The sequence below is a fragment of the Actinomyces qiguomingii genome (genome assembly GCF_004102025.1).
Taxonomy (GTDB): Bacteria; Actinomycetota; Actinomycetes; order Actinomycetales; family Actinomycetaceae; genus Actinomyces; species Actinomyces qiguomingii.
Genome location: NZ_CP025228.1, coordinates 1,268,411 through 1,286,018 on the forward strand (window position 1 = coordinate 1,268,411; position 17,608 = coordinate 1,286,018).

Genomic DNA, 17,608 nt, shown 5'->3' on the forward strand with positions numbered 1-17,608 from the left:
GCATTGACCTGATGCACCAGTACCTCGACCAGCGGACTCACGGAGGAGAAACGACATGGCAGACCCCCAAGTAAGAAAGACACAGGAATGGTTGAACGCCACTTATGGCTCGAGGGCGGGCTGGGTGCGACTGGATGAGGACGGGCTCACCGGCTGGTCCACGATCTACGGTCTGCGCCGCGCATTGCAGGCCGAACTGGGGATCAGTCCGTTGGCATCCGGATTCGGCCCGGCCACCACCAGTGCGTTTCGCTCAAAGATCGGCAGAATAGACGCATCCTTCAAGGGGGCGCAGAACGTGCTCTGCATACTCAGCGGGGCGCTGTGGTGCAAGGGATACACAGCGATCACCCTCAACCGCGGAGCGGTCTTCGGATTCGAGGGACTCAGCGGGTCGGTTGCCACCGTACGTGAGGATCTGGGACTCGGAGCCGGCAACTCGCCCTTCGTTGACGTCAAAGTCATGGCCTCACTGCTGTCCATGGATGCTTATACCGTTCTGGGCGGTTACGGCGGTACGGCCGGGGTCAGATCCGTACAGCGCTGGCTCAACGGTACCTACCATGGGCGCCGAGACTTCGCGCTGGTGCCCTGTGACGGTGTGCACTCCCGATCGGTCCAGACCGCACTACTACTCGCTCTACAGTACGAGTTGGGCATGGCCGACGGCGTTGCCAACGGCAACTTCGGTGACGGAACCAAGAGCGGGCTGAAGTCGCAGGCGGTACTTGGGGTTGGCAGCAGTGACGGAACCAAGCGATTCGTCAGGCTTTTCCACGCGGCCATGATCCTCAACGGTCTTTCTGTATCCTTGAGCAGCGATTTCACCAGCGCTACCAGCGGTGCCATTAGTGCCTTTCAGTCCTTCATGGAGATCCCCCAGACCGGGAAGGGAGACTACACAACCTGGTGCAGTCTTCTTGTCTCCTGTGGCGACACGAGCATCGCCACCAAGGGATTCGACACCTCTGAGAAGCTGACCGGCGGAAAGGCTGCGGCCGCGGTGCGGCGGGGCTACACCCATGTGGGCAGGTACCTTGTGACCGGTTACTACATCAACGGCCCTGAACTCGACGAGATTAGGGCTGCTGGATTGCGCCTGATTCCGCTCTTTCAGCGCTACAACAACGAGGTCGTCTGGATGACCTACGGCGAGGGTGCCGCGCAGGGAGTCGACGCTTTGTCACGCGCCAGAACTCTCGGGCTTCCGTCGGGTTCTGTCATCTACTTCGCCGTCGACTTCGACGCGACTGGTGACGTGGTGAACGGACCTGTGGCCAACTACTTCCAGGGCGTGAACAATGTCATGCGATCCGCTCCGAACAGCTATAAGGTTGGCATTTATGCTCCGAGAAACGCCTGCCAGACGATGATCGACCGTGGTCTGGCGGTGGGTGCCTACGTCTCCGGCATGTCGACTGGCTATTCTGGGAATATGGGCTATCCTATGCCTCAGGAATGGCACTATAACCAGATCCTTGAAACTAGCACCGACCTCGGAGGCGGGGATAGACAAAGTGGTCGTTTCACGTAGAGCTCCATCCATTGACTTGAGTGCTGTCTCAGGCCCCCCGCTGGAGCAGGACGGCTCGCCTTCGAAGACGGGTTTCAGTGCCTTGTTCGAATGGTATACGGAAGCGGAGGTCCGCTGCCAAGTAGCGCTCGCTGGCCTATCCTCGACTACGGCGAGGGCGTACTTGCCTGACCCCTCCGCCATGGTACTGGGATGGTTGCGGAAGCCGAGATACTGGGGTGCGGCGAGTAAAGGCATGTGGCTCGCGTATACACCCGAGGCGACTGATACCGCCTCGGTTGAGGCGCGCGTCGCCTGTGAAGGGGCGCTGACTGCGAACATGTCTAAGCCGCAGACCGTAGTTGATGCACCACACTGGGCCGTCTCAACCATCGCCTATGGGACCTGGGGATGGCAGACAGGCCCCGCAGGGTACACATACGGTGACCTTGGGGCGTGGGCGCTGGATCTATACTCGCTGTTCGGAACATGGCAGCATAAAGGGGGCGGGGAAGACCTGTATACCTGGGCCTTCTCGAGGCTGGGGAGCGATGATGATGCTGCTGGATTCGGTCGTGGAGACCTGTTGGCGGACGTGGACGCGTGGTTGGTCAAAAGTAATGAGACCGGTGGATCCGGCACCTCCTTCCGTGACAGACTCAGGAAGCTTTGCGCGATTCCCTCCAATGATAGAGTGAGGTTGTTTTACCGTGCGCGTTTCGGATCGAGTAAAGCGAATGTCGATGCCGCATTCAAAGGAATCGCCTATGGCTTGGATGTCGGATCGTTTAAAGACGTCGGTTTTACTTTGCCGCTCTTGCGAGCTGCTGCAGGCTTCAAGTCGGTCCCGACTGAGGCGCAGCGTCAGGCCCTGACATCTGCCTTCGCAGACAGGCTGGCGCGAGGGTTGTAAACATGATGAACGATTCGAAGGTTTGGCGGTGGATACTGATCGGGCTCGGTGTCACAGTCCGTACTGTTACGGTGTTAGCTGGCTTTGTGTTGTTGCTATGGGGGGTGCAATGGGCTGCGCAAGCTTCTGGGCTCTCACAAATCAGTCCTACTAGCCCGCTTGATAGGTCGATGGCGTCTCGTCTCATAGAAGGTGGTGGGGTGTTTACCTTTGTTTGGTGGCGGTCCACGTTGGAAGCGGCGGCTGGTTTCTTTCTTATTCCGAAGTGGCGCCCAAGGGGCCGCTATGATTCGCTGACGATCGTCATTGCATTGTTCTGCGCTTTGTGTATGGTTCTGCTTATCCGTATCCTTTCCGTAAGTGGTGAGTACGGAACCTGCGCCTACCCGGGATGCTGGCCGAACTCGTGGGATTTAATTGCACTGGCGGCACCTTTCTTTGCCGGTTTGTTGACTCTGGCGGTGATGGCGTGCTTCGCGGATCGGATCCCTCTGTGGCTGCGCTGTTTGTCTCCAACGGCGGTCTACCTGGTTGGCACGGTGCTGCTCGTACTGGTCTGGGACCGCTGGCTGCTGCCGTTCTTCGCGGGCCCGCCGCCCTGGTAGCTCCTCCGCTTACGTCGAATCCCACCGACATGTCTTCATCCCTTCATTTGCACCCCCGACTCAAGGAACAACCATGCACTCATCCACATCCCAAGACGCATCGCAGCCTATGTGCATGTCCCGACGCAGCCTGATCTGTGGGCTCGGTCTGGGAGCCGGCGCCGCATTGCTGGTGTCAACGGCTCCGCAGGTGCATGCCGCGGGAGTCGAAGTCAGCTTGACCCCCGGGGAAGAGACCACCGAAGTTGCTACCACCGCCGGCACCACTATGACCGTGCCGGTTCTACTGGGCGGAATCCTCACGGTGGCCGGAGGCAACCTGCCGGCCGGAACACGTATAGCGCTGAGCTGGTCCTCGGCCCTGTACACCACTGAGGAGGCACCCGCGATCATCCGTGACGATGAGGCATTCGACTGCGCCTTCGAGGCGGAGCCCACCGACGACGGCGCCACCGGGAGCGCGGCCGTCCTGCTCGGCGCGGAACTGCCCGAGGGCACTTTCACACTGGTACTGGGCTCGGTGCGCGCGCTGACCTACCCTGACGACATCATTGCCCCGCCCACCGCGACCACAATTGCCCTCGCGCTACCGGACGGGGACCGGGAAGTCACTCAAGAACCTGCCGATACCGGCACCAGCACTGATCTTCTATGGGGAGCGACGATCGGCGTTACCTGGACCGCGCTGCGCTGGGCAGACGGCTTCCGTCTGTGGAAGCCGGATACCGTCGCCCTGCACTCTGTCGGGCCATCGCCGGTGCCCGCAGGAACTGTTATTGACGTCCAAGTGGATGCGGGCGCGTTCACCGATCTGGCCGTCGGACCCGAAGACGCTGCGGCGTCCGGCTCGGTTCAGGGAACGGTACTGCGCGCCTCCTACCCGATCCCCGAGCCCGTTGCCGCAGACACCATCCTCGTTATACCGATTATGGCGTCGGCCGCCGAACTTAGCGGCGAGCTCGCATCCTACGAGCCGGCGCTGCTGGCGCTGACCAACGCCGGCGCCTCATCGAACCAGCGACTCACCGGGCTGGAGACGGCTACCAGGGAGGACAATGCCGTGGATGTCGCCAGCAAGGTGTTCTACGGCATGGATGAGGGGTAACGGCTGATTCGTTGCCATTGTGCACTGATTATCGGTCTCGGCCGCCGCGACGCCGCGCTCTGGCTATCCTGTCCCGGTGACCTTCCCCGGCCGTGGCCCGGCGCCCGCTTCAGCCCGCGTGCGCGGCGAACTCGACCTGGACGCCCTGCGTGCTGGCGTCGGCGGGCAGCTCTTGGCGGCGATCGATCGGGCCATAGTGTGGGATGTTGGCCTGAAGACCACCTTTCGCGGTCTAACCCGGCGCGACGGCGTGCTGCTACACGGCCCGGCGGGATGGGGCGAGCTCGCGCCCTTCTGGGACTACAACGCCGACGCCTGCGCCCCCTGGTTGGCCTCGGCCCTCGAACAGGCCACCGTTGGCAGCAGCGAGCTGCCCCGCTACCGTCAGAGCGTCCCGGTCAACATCACGATCCCCGCCGTCAACCCCGAACGGGCGCGCGCACTCATCGTCGAAGCCGGTGCGGGAGTCACCGCCCGTCCCTCCCACAGCAGCTCCCGCCGTCCCGACGAGATCCCGGTCACCGTCAAGATTAAGGTCACCGGTTCGCGCACCTCCCAGCGTGACGCCATGGCCGCCGATATGGCGCGCATAGAGGCCGTGCGTGACGCCATCGGCCCGCGCGGCCGTATCCGTATCGACGTCAACGGTGCCTGGGACCTAGAAACCGCCAGGAAGATCCTGCCGCTACTGGACACCGCCGCCCAGGGGCTGGAATACGTTGAGCAACCCTGCGGCTCGGTTCAGGCGCTGGCCGAGCTGCGCCGGCTGGTCAATATACCCATCGCCGCCGACGAATCCATCCGCCTGTCAGCCGATCCTCTGGCCGTATCTCGGCTGGACGCTGCCGACGTCGCCGTCCTCAAAGTCGCTCCGCTGGGCGGCGTGCGCCGCGCTCTGAATATGGCAGAGCGCCTCGGCTTGCCGCCGGTCGTCTCCTCCGCCATCGATACCAGCGTCGGCATCGGGGCGGGCGTGATGCTGGCGGCCGCCCTGCCCGAACTCGAGCACGCCTGTGGACTGGGCACCGTGCGACTGCTGGCGCGTGATGTCGCCGTTCCCTCCGCCATCCCGGCCACCGGTACCCTTCCGGTTCGGCCTGTGCACGTCTCCCGGGCCTTGCTGCGCACCGCCTCCGCCGACGCCGAGGTGACCGGCCGCTGGCAGGTGCGACTGGCACACATCGCCGAGGCCCTGGAACGCCGGCGCAGGCAGGAGGCCGCCGACCCTACTCGCGCCGTGGCGGGGCTGCGCCTGTGAACCCCACCGTCCCCGCAGCAACCGGCGCCGCCTCGGAACCCGCCCCCGGCGGGCCTCCGTCGCTTGTAGCGGCCAGCGCCGTCGTCGCCGCACTGATGCGCGCCGGCGTACAGCAGGTCATCCTCGCCCCCGGCTCCCGTTCCGCACCCCTGGTGCCTGCGCTCGCCGCAGCCGAGAAAGAAGGTGGGCTGCGGGTGCGCGTGGTCCTTGATGAACGCAGCGCCGGCTACGTGGCGTTGGGCTGCGCCCGGGCCGAGTTGCTGGCCGGGCGCCGCCGCCCAACCGCTGTGGTGACCACCTCCGGCACGGCCGTGGCGAACCTGCACCCGGCGGTAGCCGAAGCCGATGCCGCCGGCATCCCACTGTTGTTGGTCACCGCCGATCGTCCCCACGAGGCGGTTGGCACCGGAGCCAACCAGACCAGTGAGCAGACCCGCATGTTCGGTACGGCACCGCGCTTGGTGGTCGACGTGCCCGCGGACATAACCGCAGACCTGGGCGATGGGGCAGGCGCCCGTGCCATCGCTGGCCAGGTGCGACGGGGAGTAGATGCAGCCACTGGCCGCCTGACCAACGATCCCGGCCCGGTCCAGCTCAATGTTCGCTTCCGGCCGCCGCTGGCGCCCGCCCCCGGTGCCGATCGCCAGGCCCCCATGGCATCTGGACACGATGGCCTGTCGGACGGCTGGCCCACCGGCCGGGACTTCTCGGAATACCCGCATGCGGGAGCCGCCCAGACAGCACCCCGGTCCTCGGCCACTGCCGCGGCACTGTTCCCGCCGGGAGCCGGGGCAGACTCCCCCTTGAAGGTCGGGTCCCAGCAGGGGGAGGAACGGGGGATTGTCATCGCCGGTGACAGTGTCGATGCCACCGGCCGGCATGCGCGCGCCCTCGCCGAGTATCTGGATTGGCCGCTGCTGGCCGAACCGACCTCTGGGGCGCGCGGCGGCCCCCAGGCCATCATCCGGTATGCCGAACTGCTGGCCGACCCCACCGGCTCTCGGCTCGCCGGACGGGTTGAGCGCGTCGTGGTCGCCGGGCATCCGAGTTTGAGCCGCCAGGTCGGTACCCTGCTCGCCCGCAGTGATCTGCCCATTGACGTGCTCACCGCCACTGCCCGCTGGACCGATGTGGCAGGCACGGCCGCCCGCATCGTGCCGCTCGACCGGTTGACGGCGACGCCAACCGATTCCGCACTCGGGCAACCGTCCACCGCCGCCCACCTGGCCGCTATCCTCGGACTCGGGATCGGCCCAAGAGACTGGACGCAGGCATGGCGCGACGCCGTAGCGGCCCTGCCCGCACCGTCCGCACACCCCACCCCGCTCGATGCGGATGCCGTGGTGACCGCAGTGTGGGAGGCGAGCCGTGACCACGATGGCGCGCCCCTGCTCGTTGTTGGCTCGTCCCTGACCATCCGCCGCCTTGACCGCCTGGCCGCACCCGCCCGTGCGGTCGCTCCGTCCGCAATCGCCAACCGGGGTCTAGCAGGCATCGACGGCACCCTCGCCACGGCGCTCGGCGTCGCCGTCACTGCCGGCCCCGTACGCGTCGTCGTCGGCGACCTCGCCTTCTTGCACGACGCCATGAGTCTTTCGTGCGGACGCCTGGAGACCGAGCCCGATCTTCAGGTGGTCGTCGTCGACGACGGCGGGGGCGCCATCTTCTCCACTTTGGAGTACCCGACCGTCACCCCGCCGGCGGAACTGGCCCGCTACTTCACCACGCCCCAGGCCGCCGACCCGGGCGACCTCGCCGCCGCCCTGGGCGTCAGCGTCCACCGGCCGTCCGGACTCGACAATCTGCGGGCGCTTCTGGCCGCACCGGTGCGAGGCCGCAGCGTGGTGCACGTACGGGTGTCGACCGCGACGGAGACGACGGCCGTGAGGTGATAGTGACCATACTTGGCATAAAGGCTCATCACGATCACGGATCGCGGAGAATGATGGGGATGTGGTGTGGAGACTCCGTGCCGCACGGCAGAGCTTACAGCCAAGTCCCAGACTAGTGTCGGAGACGGCCCAGGTCAGAAGTATTGGGTGAAAACCGTTTAAAAGAGCGGGCCGGAGGCCCGAGGAGGAGAGACATGAGCACGAACGACCCATTTGGCCCGTCAGGTGACGCCGAGCAGCCGTCAGGTGACGCCACCCAGTCACTTCCCGGCGGCGCCGCACCCCACCGTGCGGACTCCGGTTACGGCACTGCCGACACAAGCAGCAGTTACGGCAGCAGTGCGGGTTACAGCGGCTCCGGCTCCTCGCCTTACACTTCTGCGCCCCAGCCGCCCGCGGGTTACAACTTCGGTCGCGCCTCCGCCTCGGCACCAGGGGCCTCCGCCTACCCGTCGTCTCAGCAGTCCGGCTATGGCTCTACCGCAGACCGGAGCTCCGACAGGACCGGCTACCAAGGCTCCTACCAGCCTCCCAGTGTTCAGAGCTCCAGCGCAGCCGGCGCAGGCCAGCCCCCCTATCAGTCCTTAACGCCCTCCGGCCCTGAGCCGGGCGGCCGCCGGCACGGGCCGGGCTGGGGCGGTGTTGTAGCCATCTCCCTGGTCACCGCGCTGCTGGCATCCGGAGGCGCCGTAGCCGCCGTGCACTACCTGGACGACGGCGACGAAACCGCCTCTTCCTCAGCCCCCACGGCGATCGCTACCGGCGCCACGACTCAGAAGGTCTCCTCAACCGGCACAGCCCCCGACTGGGAGGCTGTAACCGCGGCCGTGTCCAACGCCGTCGTCTCCATCACTGTCGCCAGCAACGACGGTTATTCGGTCGGCTCCGGAGTGATCTACGACGCCAACGGCCATATCCTCACCAATCATCACGTGGTGGCCGGTGCATCGCAGATTCAGGTGGCGCTTGCGGACGGGCGCATCTACGAGGCACAAACCACCGGCACCGACCCGACCACTGACCTGGCCGTCATTGAACTGGTGGCAGCTCCGGACGACCTTACGGTCGCCCAGTTCGGCGACTCTGACAATCTGGTCACCGGTCAGGACGTCATGGCGATCGGCAATCCGCTGGGGCTGTCCTCCACGGCCACCACTGGCATCATCTCCGCCCTGGACCGTCCGGTGGTGACTGTTCAGGAGGAGACCGATACCTCCGACCAGAGCCAGGGCGGCTCATCTCTTTCGGATCAGCTCAGCGGGCTGTTGGGTCAGTCGCAGACCACGACGACCATGCAGTACACCAACGCCATCCAAATTGATGCCGCGATCAATCATGGCAACTCCGGCGGTCCGTTGTTCGACGACACCGGCGCCGTCATTGGCATCACCAGCTCGATTCAGTCAATGCCCACCGGATCCGGAGGCGACTCCGGGTCGATCGGCCTCGGTTTCGCTATTCCCGGCAATCTGGCGCAGAAGATCGCCGATCAGCTAATTGAGTCAGGGAAGGCCACTCACGCCTACCTGGGTGTGGCGATCGGCAACGGCAGTGCCACCACCAAGGATGGCGTCACCCGCGGCGGCGCCGAGGTCGGCACCGTCGAGTCCGGTTCACCCGCTGGTGAGGCCGGCGTCAAAGAGGGCGACGTCATCACCGCGATCGATGGGAAGGCCACCAACCAGGCCGCTGCCGTGACCGGCTTCGTGCGCCAGTACTCGGCGGGTGACCAGGTGACCTTGACGATCATCCGGGACGGTGAGGAGATCGAGGTCCCCGTGACGCTTAAGGAGCGCGAGGACTCCTGACCGCTCCCTTCGCGAGTTCGGTCGACGTTACTGCCGAGTTCGGTCGACGTTACTGCCGAGTTCGGTTGATCTGGCGAGTTGAGTGCGCTCGCGGAGTTGGTGGACCGGTGCCCTTGATAACGTTTCAAGGGCACCGGTCGTTGATGAACTTGACGCCGTGATGCCTCCTCTTGGCTCGCCATGGACCTGCTCGATCTGGCATCGGCCGCGAGGCTGGCCGCGGCCCGCGAGTTGCGCATATCCGAGCTACTGTCGACGACGGCGGTGTCGGCCGGGTGATCATGGAACCCGCGGCGCAGCGTCTGGATCTCACCCGGCGCACTGTCCACCGCCAGGCCCTACGATTTCCGCCACCGTGCCATCGAGGCCTACCTCACCTCGGACTGGCCCTGGTAGCCCCCGGGCCATGCGGTCCCAGAGCCGAGCGCAGCGCCGGTGCCAGTTGCGCCACGACGGCGTCGGCCGGCAGCGAGGCGACCGGCTCGAGCCGCAGCAGGTAGCGGGTCAGGAATAGGCCGGAGAAGATCGTGGCCGCCGCGGCCGCTCGCCGTCCGGCGTCCACACCCCCGATGTACTCGTTCAGGCGCCCGACCACCTCCGTGTTCAGATATTCCCGCAGTACCCGCAGCGCGGCCTCGGAGGTGAGGGCATCGGCGAACAGGCGGGCGAGCCCGTCGCGATAGCCGGGGCGGTCCCACGCGGACAGTGCCGCGCGCAAAAGCGCCGGTGCCAGGTGCTCCGGCGCCACCTTGGCGGAGACGATGTCGAAGCCCCGCGCCGGGCTCAGTGCCAGCTCCGCGACCGCGCGGAAAAGTCCCTCCTTGGAACCGAAATAGTAGGTGATCAGGGAGTGGTCAACATCGGCCCGCGCCGCGATCGAACGCAGCGACGTGCCGGCGTAGCCGTCCTGTTCGAAGCGCTCTCGGGCGGCGGCCAGAATCCGCTCACGGGTGTTCGAGGGTCCGGAGGGGCGCCCCCGCCTTTTATTCACCACAGTGGAAATCATGGCGCGCGCCGGGGTTCCCTGGCAAGCATGAGCCCTTCGGAAACCCTCGCCATCAGCCCCTCGGAAACTCCCGCCATCAGCTTCCGTGAGTTGCGCATGGAGTTCCACGGCCGCCGATCCCGGCCCCTGGTCGCGCTCGACTCGCTCACCCTCGACGTTGCCCCCGGCCAGGTCTTCGGCCTGTTAGGCCCCAACGGCTCCGGGAAGACCACCTCGGTCAATCTGCTGTGCGGCCTGCTGCGTCCCACCCGTGGCACCGTGCTAGTGGAGGGCATCGACGTGCGCACCGACGTGACCGCGGTCAGGGAACGCCTGGGCGTAGTCCCCCAGGAGACCGCCCTGTACAACGACCTGAGCGCCGACGAGAACCTTTCCTTCCACGCCCGCCTGTACGGCGTTGCCCGTGCGCAGCGCCGCGCCCGCATCAACGAGGTCCTCGAACTCGTCGGCCTGACGGAGCGTCGCGGTGACCGCGTGGGCACCTATTCCGGGGGCATGCAGCGCCGTCTCGCCCTGGCCCGGGCGCTGCTGACCCAGCCGAGCGTCGTCGTCCTGGACGAACCCACACTCGGGGTGGACGTGCAGTCCCGTGCCGCCCTATGGGAACGCGTACGACGCATAGCCTCTGACGGCGGCACGGTGCTGCTGACCACGAACTACATGGAGGAGGCGCAGGCGCTGGCGGACAACCTCGCCGTCCTCGACCACGGCGCGCTGATCGCCACCGGCACCCCCGACGAACTGCGCGGACGCCTCGGCAAGACCTTCATAGACGTGCGGTCCAGCTATCGCGATCCCGGACTCGAGCAGCTGTCCGGCGTCACGGGAGCCGCCTGGCACGACGGCGTCGCCGCGGTGGCCGCGGACGGTTCCCCGGCCACCACCCGCGCCATCCTCGACTGGTTCGCCGAGCACGATCCCGGGTCCACGCTGGTGGGGGTGCGCCGCCCCGACCTCAACGACGTGTTCCTGGACCTGACCGGCAAGGCGTTGCGCGACGGGGGAGAGTCATGACCGGTATCCGGGCCGCCGTCGCCATCGCGGTCAAGGACTGGACCAGGTTCGTGCGCCAACCCTTCCTCATGGTCATCAGCGTGGTCATTCCGTTGGTGTTCATCTTCTTCTACTCCCTGGTAATCCCCGTATCCAACAACAACCCGATCATGATCGCCGACCTGGACGGCGGTCCCGTAGCCGAGCGTCTGAGCGAGGTCATGCGCACCATCCACTCCGATGAGGGCCCCTACTACGATGTGCGCACCACCGACCCCGAAACCGCGCTAAAGGCCTTCGATGACGCCGAGGTGCTCGCCGTCGTCATCATTCCGGACGGGTTCTCCCAGGCCGTCGCCGCCGGGGACGCCCGGGTGGAGCTGCGGCTGAACAACATCAACTCCGACTACTCCAAGAACCTGCGGCTACGCCTGGACGCGGCGGTAGGGGCGCTCAATGAGGAACTGGCCGGTACGGTGGTGGAGGTGGAGGAGACCCGCCGGTTGCCCACCGACCCCACCATGCTCGGCTACATCTCCACCAGTCTGCTCCTGTTCGGCTGTCTGTACGCCGCCATGGTCAACACCGGTCTGCAGATCGCCGCGGAGTGGAATGACCGCACCGTCAAGAACCTGTTGCTGGCGCCGCTCGGACGTGGCGCGCTCGTGGCGGGCAAGGTGATCGCGGGCCTGGGGCAGTCGCTGGCGTCGGTGGCTCTGGTGCTGCTTGTGCTCGTGGTCGGCTTCGACTTCCGGCCCAGCGGCAGCCTGCTGGCCATGGCGGGCATCATCGGGGTGGTGCTGCTCATGGGGGCGGGCATCGGCATGGTGGTCGGAGTCGCCTCGAAGAAGACCCTGGCGACGGCGTCGGGCCTGATCACTGCGGCGGTGGCCCTCTTCCTGGTCTCCGGGAACGAGGAGTCCATGCGCGGGCTCGCCTGGGGGCAGCCGATCACCGCGCTGTGGCAGCTGTCCCGGACACTGCCCACTACCTACGCCTTCATGAGTGCCCGCAGCATCTTCCTAACCGGTGACGTGTCAGATCTGGCCCGCAACCTCGTCATCGTGCTGATTTCAACGGCGGCGATTCTGGGCCTGGCCGGATGGCTGCTGCGCCGCGCCTATACCCACCTGACGGGAGGACAGTGAAACAGGCCATGAAGCGGATCAACCAGACACACCGAATCTCGGGGCACATCTCGGGGCACTTGGACCGCGTGGGTGCCGTCGCCCGCAAGGACGTGCGGCAATGGGCCCGCGACCGGCAGGCCCTTGCCGGCCCCATGCTCATTCCGCTGGTACTGATGTTCCTGTGCGGCATCCTGTTCGGCTTCGGCGGGGACGAGTGGAACATCGGACTGGTCAACGAGGGACAGGGCCCCCACGCGGCTGCCTTCGAGGCGGAGATCCGCGATCTACGCAGCAACATCAGCCCCTACTTCCGCGTGGTGACCACCGACGCCGAGCGGGCCGAACAGTTGGTGGACGGCGGCCGTCTGCACCTGGTGGTCACCATCCCCGCCGACTTCGACGAGCGCGTTGAGGCGGGACAGACGCCGGTGCTGCACACCAGGACCTACAACATCAACACCGACATGATGAAGAACGCCCGCCTGCGGCTGACCCGCGCGATACAGGACTACGCCGCCGCGCAGGTGCCCGGGGCGGCGCCGGTCACCGTAACCCAGACGACCACTCGTCCAAGCGACGTGTGGCGACGAACCTTCATCGGACACAGCGCGGTCGTGCTCGCGGTCATGGTCGGCTCCGCCCTTAACGCCGCGATCATGGTCGCGCGCGAATGGGAGCACCGCACGGTCAAGGAGGTGCGGCTCGCGCCGCGGCCCCTGGGCGATGTCACCGCCGGAACACTGGTAGCCGCCGTCATCGCCGGAGGCGTCAGCACCCTGGTCACGCTGGCGGTCGCCGCGGCCGTCTTCGGGGTACGCATTCCCGTGGGGCGCCTGCCGGTGCTGGCGGGGCTGGCCGCATTGACCTCGCTGGCGTGCGCCGGGCTCGGCGTCGCCATCGGTGCCTGGCTGCGGGACTACCGCACCGTGCAGCCACTGCTCATGATCACCTTTGCGGGATCGTTCTTCGCCTCGGGCGGGTTTTCCTCGCTTGCCACCCTGCCCCGCGCGGTGCAGACATTCGACAGGTTCTGGCCGCCGGCCTATGTGTTCGAGACCATGCAGGCCCAGGCGTGGATGGCCGCGCCACCCCCGGCAGTGCCGGTGCTGATCGGCTGCGGGGTGGCCGCCGCGGCGGGGGTGGGGATCGGGGCGTGGACCCTGCACCGGCGGCTCTAGGTGGAGGCGTCCGGTCCGGCACTGCTGGACGGCTAGGTGTTTGCGCCCAGGGCGGCGAGCATGGGGCGCATCTTCGCGGTAGTCTCGGCCAGTTCGTCGGCGGGCACCGACTCGGGCATGATCCCGCCGCCGCCGAACACCCGCGCCGGCGCCTCCGGTCCCACCCCGCCGGGCGGCAGCGCGGCACTGCGCAGCGCAATGCACCACTCGCCCTCTCCATGCCAGTCCACCCAGCCGACCGGACCGGCATACCGGCCCCGGTCCATGCCCTCGACCTCGGCGATGATGCGGGCGGCCGTGGCGGTGGGGGTGCCGCACACGGCCGCGGTGGGGTGCAGCGCGCCCACTAGGGACAGCGCCCCCGTGTCCCCGGCGACCACGCCGGTGATGTCGGTGGCCAGGTGCAGCACATTCGGCAGCGTCAGCACCCGTGGCGCGGCGGCCTCCACCACCGAGCACAAGGGCTCCAGCGCCGAGAGCGCCGAGGCGCGCGCGAACTCGTGCTCGGCCCGGTTCTTCGCCGACGCCGTCAACCACCGCCCCAGTCGTTCCGCCTCGCGCTCGCGCGTCGCCGTATCACCCGGGTGACGGCGCGCGGTGCCCGCGAGCACCCGGCTGGCCAGGCGCCGGTTCTCCAGCCGTACCAGCAGCTCCGGGGTCGCCCCCACCATGGCATCCACGGCGAAGGTCCAGCACGACGGGTAGCTCGCCCCCAGGCGCCGCAGCAGTTCGCCGGTCGCCAGGGGCGCCGTCGGCGCCACCAGCAGATCCCGCGCCAACACCACCTTGCGGGCCTCGCCGGCAGCCATGCGCCGCTGAACCTCGGTGACGGCGGCCAGATAGTCGGCCTCGGACAGCGCCCCGGGTGAGATCGCGGTGGCGGCGGGGGAGGGGACATCCGGCGTGGCGGACGCCGACGGGCGCAAACCGGCCAGAACCTCCGCCACCTCCGGGTGCGCCTCGCCGTCGGCGACGGCAGTGGTCAGCCACGCCCCGGACTCATCCAGACCCACGAGCACCCGCGGCACGGTCAGCACGGAGACGGCAGCGGAGGCGGGGGAGAAGGCGATGGTTCCCAGGGCCACCGGGCCGGTGCCGGGCCGCACCAGCGGGTCGCGCCACCAGGAGGCGTACACGGTGGCGCGCCAGGCGCTCCGCAGCGCCTCGATCCGGTCCGGCCCCTGGGCCTCCAGTCGAAGCGCCCGTCCCCAACCGACCAGGCCGCGCCCGCGGCGCACCCAGCTGACGACGTCCTCGCGCCCGGCGAGGAGATCGAGCAGCCCCGTGCCGCCGTCGTCGCCCTCCGGGGTGACGACGCCGGCGGGCAGGGCGACGGTGCGGAAGGACAGGTGCGGCGGTGCGGCGGCGGCTCGCTGCGCGGACCAGGTGGGCGCGGCGGGCGCAGGAACGGTGGAGGCGTCTGGGCTCGGCCCGGGAGCAGTCACCTCAGGCCTCCGGCGTCGACGCATGGTCGCCGGCGCTGCCGTCCGCGGGAACCTCCGGCTTGGTGGCGCGGTGGATGGCGACGATCCCGCCGGACAGGTTCTTATAGCCCACGCTCCGCCAGCCGGCGTCCTGGATCAACGCCGCCAGGGCCCCCTGGTCCGGCCAGGCCAGGATCGACTCGCCCAGGTAGCCGTAGGCGTCGGCGTTGGAGGACACCAGCCTTCCGGCTGCCGGCAGAGCAGTGCCCAGGTAGAAGCGGTACAGGCGCCGGAATGCCGTATGCACGGGCGTGGAGAACTCGGCGATCACCAGTCGTCCACCGGGGCGAGTCACCCGGGCCATCTCCGCCAGCGCGCCGGCGGTGTCCTGCACATTGCGCAATCCGTAGGAGATGGTGACCGCGTCGAAGTCGGCATCGGGGAAGGGCAGGGCGGTGGCGTCGCCGACCACGAACTCGATCTCCGGGTGGCGGCGGCGTCCCTCGGCCACCATGCCGGCGGACAGGTCGCAGGCCACCACCTGTGCGCCGTCGGCCGCGTAATCGACGCTGGAGGTGCCGGTGCCGGCGGCCAGATCCAGCACCCGCATGCCGGGACGGGCGGCGACGGTGGCGCGCGTGACTGCGCGCCACATGCGCACCTGCCACAGACTCATCAGGTCATTCGTCAGGTCATAGCGGCGCGCGACGGCGTCGAACATGCCTGCGACCTCGCGGGGGTCCTTGGCGAGAGAGGCTCGACTCATGGGCCGATCCTCGCAGATCTCGTCTGCGCTCCCGAGCCGACCGGCCGCGCGGGCAGGCGCCGGTTTTGCCGCGATTGCGCCCAGCGGCGTGAATTCGCAAGGCAAGGTATCTCTAATTAGTCGGCTCCGGTCGGGTCGTCCTCGCCGCGCCCCCACGCCGGCGGGGCGCGTTATCCTGAGAATGTTGAGGGAAAGATGCTCCTGCCCGTCAGGGGGTGTGGGCGGGCAGTGGCGGCATGAGGTGACTCGGTAATGTCGGCGCCGGTCCCGTCTGTCCGCCGGGCCGTGGCGCCGCCCCGCGGTCGCCATTCCCAGCCCACGAGTCCGTAAACGAAGGAGGCGCGCAGCAATGGCAGCAGCCGCCGGCGATATGAGCGCCGACGTGGTCGTTGTGGGTGCCGGTCCCGCCGGTTCCGCGGCCGCCTACCATCTGGCCGCCCTCGGCATGGACGTGCTGCTTTTGGAACGGCATGAGCTCGGCCGTGACAAGGTCTGCGGCGATGGCCTGACTCCTGCCGCGGTGCGCGAGCTGGTCGCCATGGGCGTGGATACTTCCACCTGGCAGCGGAACCAGGGGCTGCGGGTTATCGGTGGCGGACACCTGCTGCACATCCCCTGGCCGGAACAGCCCAGCCTGCCCTCCTATGGCCTGTCCCGACGCCGCAGCGAGTTGGACCGGGACCTGGCCGAGCATGCCGTAAGAGCCGGTGCGCGTCTGCTCACCGGGGTCACTGTCACTGCCCCCGTCACCAACGCCTCCGGGCGGGTCGTCGGGGTCGAGGTCCGGCCCACTCCACGTCATCCCGAAGCGGGTATCGCCGCGCCCACCACGGTTACGGCGCCCCTGATCATGGACGCCGGCGGCGTCTCCGCACGCCTGGCCACCGCCGCAGGCCGCGCGAAGGATGAGTGCAAACCTTTGGGCGTGGCTGTACGCGCCTACTTCCGCTCTCCGCGCGCCGACGACGCCTGGATGGAGTCAAGGCTCGAACTGTGGGACGGGCCCGCCGGTCGAGGCGACCTGCTGCCCGGATACGGCTGGATCTGGAGCGTGGGCGATGGCCTGGTCAATGTGGGTCTGGGCTCGGTGGCCTCTACTACAGCAGCGGCCTCGGCCCGCGGCATCGACTACCGCGCCGTATTCAAGCGCTGGCTCGCGCACGTCCCCGCCGCCTGGGGCTTCACCCCCGACAACCAGGTCGGACGTCTGGGTTCGGCCGCCCTGCCCATGGCCTTCAACCGCAAGCCGCAGTATGCCGACGGACTCATGCTACTGGGCGATGCCGGCGGTATGGTGTCGCCCTTCAACGGGGAGGGCATTGCCCAGGCACTGGCCTCCGGTCGACTGGCTGCCGAGGCGGCCGCCCAGGCTGCTGCCCGCACCACCGCCGCGGGCCGTGAACTCGCCCTGCGCCAGTACCCCGCCGCGCTGAAGGCGCAGCTGGGCGGCTACTACACGCTCGGGCGCATCTTCGTCGCCCTGATCGAGCACCCGGAGGTGATGCGCCTGTGCACCCGCTACGGGCTGCCCCGCAAACGCCTCATGCGGTTCGTCGCCAAGCTCCTGTCAGACGGCTGGGAGCGTCGCGGCGGCGATGGAATCGACCACTTCATCCAACTTCTGACAAGGATGGTGCCGGCAGCATGAATCCCTATGTATCGCTCCTCATCATGGCGGCAGTGGCCATGGTCATCGCCATCGGTGGCCTGGTGCTGTCTGCCATTGTGAGCCCAAACCGGCGCAACCGGGTCAAAGTCGCCAACTACGAGTGCGGCATCGACCCCACTCCCACTAACGTCGACCAGGGCCGGTTCCCGGTGTCTTTCTATCTGGTCGGCATGACCTTCATCATCTTCGACGTCGAGGTCGTCTTCCTGTACCCGTGGGCCACCGCCTTCGCGCAGCTGGGTTTCTTCGGGCTGAGTGCCGCCCTCGTCTTCATCGGCCTGATTACGGTGCCCTACGTCCTGGAGTGGCGTCGCGGCGGCCTGGACTGGGAGTAAGGGAGCGCGACTG

At 67.5% G+C, this 17,608-nt stretch carries 15 protein-coding genes; 12 read left to right on the forward strand and 3 right to left on the reverse strand.

Annotated features, from left to right (window positions below):
* The first annotated feature begins 55 nt into the window (after positions 1 to 55).
* From CWT10_RS05195 to CWT10_RS05225, 7 genes are all read left to right on the forward strand, one after another.
* The gene (locus tag CWT10_RS05195) at positions 56 to 1,534 is read left to right on the forward strand and encodes a glycoside hydrolase domain-containing protein (RefSeq protein WP_103063888.1); all 1,479 of its coding nucleotides are present in this window, start codon (positions 56 to 58) and stop codon (positions 1,532 to 1,534) included.
* A gap of 319 nt (positions 1,535 to 1,853) precedes the next feature.
* Positions 1,854 to 2,426 carry a hypothetical protein gene (locus tag CWT10_RS05200; RefSeq protein WP_128683296.1) on the forward strand — a complete coding sequence of 191 codons (573 nt, stop codon included), beginning with the start codon at positions 1,854 to 1,856 and terminating at the stop codon, positions 2,424 to 2,426.
* 200 nt (positions 2,427 to 2,626) lie between these two features.
* Complete coding sequence (locus tag CWT10_RS05205) at positions 2,627 to 3,031, forward strand: hypothetical protein (protein WP_103063887.1); 405 nt, start codon at positions 2,627 to 2,629, stop codon at positions 3,029 to 3,031.
* 115 nt (positions 3,032 to 3,146) lie between these two features.
* Complete coding sequence (locus CWT10_RS05210) at positions 3,147 to 4,136, forward strand: hypothetical protein (RefSeq protein WP_128683297.1); 990 nt, start codon at positions 3,147 to 3,149, stop codon at positions 4,134 to 4,136.
* 76 nt (positions 4,137 to 4,212) lie between these two features.
* The gene (locus CWT10_RS05215) at positions 4,213 to 5,394 is read left to right on the forward strand and encodes an o-succinylbenzoate synthase (protein ID WP_103063885.1); all 1,182 of its coding nucleotides are present in this window, start codon (positions 4,213 to 4,215) and stop codon (positions 5,392 to 5,394) included.
* Entirely contained in the window at positions 5,391 to 7,286 is a 1,896-nt protein-coding gene (gene menD / locus CWT10_RS05220; RefSeq protein ID WP_233188280.1) for a 2-succinyl-5-enolpyruvyl-6-hydroxy-3-cyclohexene-1-carboxylic-acid synthase, read from the forward strand. Before CWT10_RS05215 ends, menD begins: the two co-directional genes overlap by 4 nt.
* Positions 7,287 to 7,480: 194 nt before the next feature.
* Positions 7,481 to 9,094 carry a S1C family serine protease gene (locus CWT10_RS05225; RefSeq protein ID WP_103063884.1) on the forward strand — a complete coding sequence of 538 codons (1,614 nt, stop codon included), beginning with the start codon at positions 7,481 to 7,483 and terminating at the stop codon, positions 9,092 to 9,094.
* Between the two features lie 373 nt (positions 9,095 to 9,467).
* On the opposite strand, the gene CWT10_RS05230 is transcribed toward CWT10_RS05225, so the two are convergent.
* Complete coding sequence (locus CWT10_RS05230; protein ID WP_103063883.1) at positions 9,468 to 10,100, reverse strand: TetR/AcrR family transcriptional regulator; 633 nt, start codon at positions 10,098 to 10,100, stop codon at positions 9,468 to 9,470.
* Between the two features lie 27 nt (positions 10,101 to 10,127).
* Here CWT10_RS05230 and CWT10_RS05235 point away from each other — a divergent pair, with 27 nt between their 5' ends.
* Genes CWT10_RS05235 through CWT10_RS05245 form a run of 3 tightly spaced genes read left to right on the forward strand, consistent with a single transcriptional unit; the run spans position 10,128 to position 13,401 of the window.
* Positions 10,128 to 11,114, forward strand: a complete 987-nt coding sequence (locus CWT10_RS05235; RefSeq protein WP_103063882.1) for an ABC transporter ATP-binding protein — start codon at positions 10,128 to 10,130, stop codon at positions 11,112 to 11,114.
* Entirely contained in the window at positions 11,111 to 12,241 is a 1,131-nt protein-coding gene (locus tag CWT10_RS05240) for an ABC transporter permease (protein WP_103063881.1), read from the forward strand. The genes CWT10_RS05235 and CWT10_RS05240 overlap by 4 nt, the downstream gene beginning before the upstream one ends.
* A gap of 8 nt (positions 12,242 to 12,249) precedes the next feature.
* Positions 12,250 to 13,401: an ABC transporter permease gene (locus CWT10_RS05245; protein WP_158247685.1), complete on the forward strand. Its 1,152-nt coding sequence runs from the start codon at positions 12,250 to 12,252 to the stop codon at positions 13,399 to 13,401.
* Positions 13,402 to 13,433: 32 nt separating this feature from the next.
* Here the strand turns inward: CWT10_RS05245 and CWT10_RS05250 are convergent, their stop codons facing one another.
* Positions 13,434 to 14,846 carry an isochorismate synthase gene (locus CWT10_RS05250; RefSeq protein ID WP_416171722.1) on the reverse strand — a complete coding sequence of 471 codons (1,413 nt, stop codon included), beginning with the start codon at positions 14,844 to 14,846 and terminating at the stop codon, positions 13,434 to 13,436.
* A 1-nt stretch (position 14,847) separates the two neighbouring features.
* Positions 14,848 to 15,591: a demethylmenaquinone methyltransferase gene (locus CWT10_RS05255; protein ID WP_103063878.1), complete on the reverse strand. Its 744-nt coding sequence runs from the start codon at positions 15,589 to 15,591 to the stop codon at positions 14,848 to 14,850.
* A gap of 349 nt (positions 15,592 to 15,940) precedes the next feature.
* Here CWT10_RS05255 and CWT10_RS05260 point away from each other — a divergent pair, with 349 nt between their 5' ends.
* Positions 15,941 to 17,239 (forward strand): geranylgeranyl reductase family protein, encoded by a 1,299-nt coding sequence (locus CWT10_RS05260; protein WP_103063877.1) that lies wholly within the window; start codon positions 15,941 to 15,943, stop codon positions 17,237 to 17,239.
* Entirely contained in the window at positions 17,236 to 17,595 is a 360-nt protein-coding gene (gene ndhC / locus CWT10_RS05265; RefSeq protein WP_103063876.1) for an NADH-quinone oxidoreductase subunit A, read from the forward strand. Before CWT10_RS05260 ends, ndhC begins: the two co-directional genes overlap by 4 nt.
* The last annotated feature ends 13 nt before the right edge of the window (positions 17,596 to 17,608 follow it).

Excerpts from the sequence above, each read along its gene's own strand:
- CWT10_RS05195 (WP_103063888.1), top strand. The coding sequence starts at position 56 with ATGGCAGACCCCCAAGTAAGAAAGACACAGGAATGGTTGAACGCCACT.
- CWT10_RS05200 (WP_128683296.1), top strand. The coding sequence starts at position 1,854 with ATGTCTAAGCCGCAGACCGTAGTTGATGCACCACACTGGGCCGTCTCA.
- CWT10_RS05210 (WP_128683297.1), top strand. The coding sequence starts at position 3,147 with ATGTCCCGACGCAGCCTGATCTGTGGGCTCGGTCTGGGAGCCGGCGCC.
- CWT10_RS05225 (WP_103063884.1), top strand. The coding sequence starts at position 7,481 with ATGAGCACGAACGACCCATTTGGCCCGTCAGGTGACGCCGAGCAGCCG.
- CWT10_RS05230 (WP_103063883.1), bottom strand. The coding sequence starts at position 10,100 with ATGATTTCCACTGTGGTGAATAAAAGGCGGGGGCGCCCCTCCGGACCC.
- CWT10_RS05235 (WP_103063882.1), top strand. The coding sequence starts at position 10,128 with ATGAGCCCTTCGGAAACCCTCGCCATCAGCCCCTCGGAAACTCCCGCC.
- CWT10_RS05240 (WP_103063881.1), top strand. The coding sequence starts at position 11,111 with ATGACCGGTATCCGGGCCGCCGTCGCCATCGCGGTCAAGGACTGGACC.
- CWT10_RS05245 (WP_158247685.1), top strand. The coding sequence starts at position 12,250 with ATGAAGCGGATCAACCAGACACACCGAATCTCGGGGCACATCTCGGGG.
- CWT10_RS05255 (WP_103063878.1), bottom strand. The coding sequence starts at position 15,591 with ATGAGTCGAGCCTCTCTCGCCAAGGACCCCCGCGAGGTCGCAGGCATG.
- CWT10_RS05260 (WP_103063877.1), top strand. The coding sequence starts at position 15,941 with ATGGCAGCAGCCGCCGGCGATATGAGCGCCGACGTGGTCGTTGTGGGT.
- ndhC (WP_103063876.1), top strand. The coding sequence starts at position 17,236 with ATGAATCCCTATGTATCGCTCCTCATCATGGCGGCAGTGGCCATGGTC.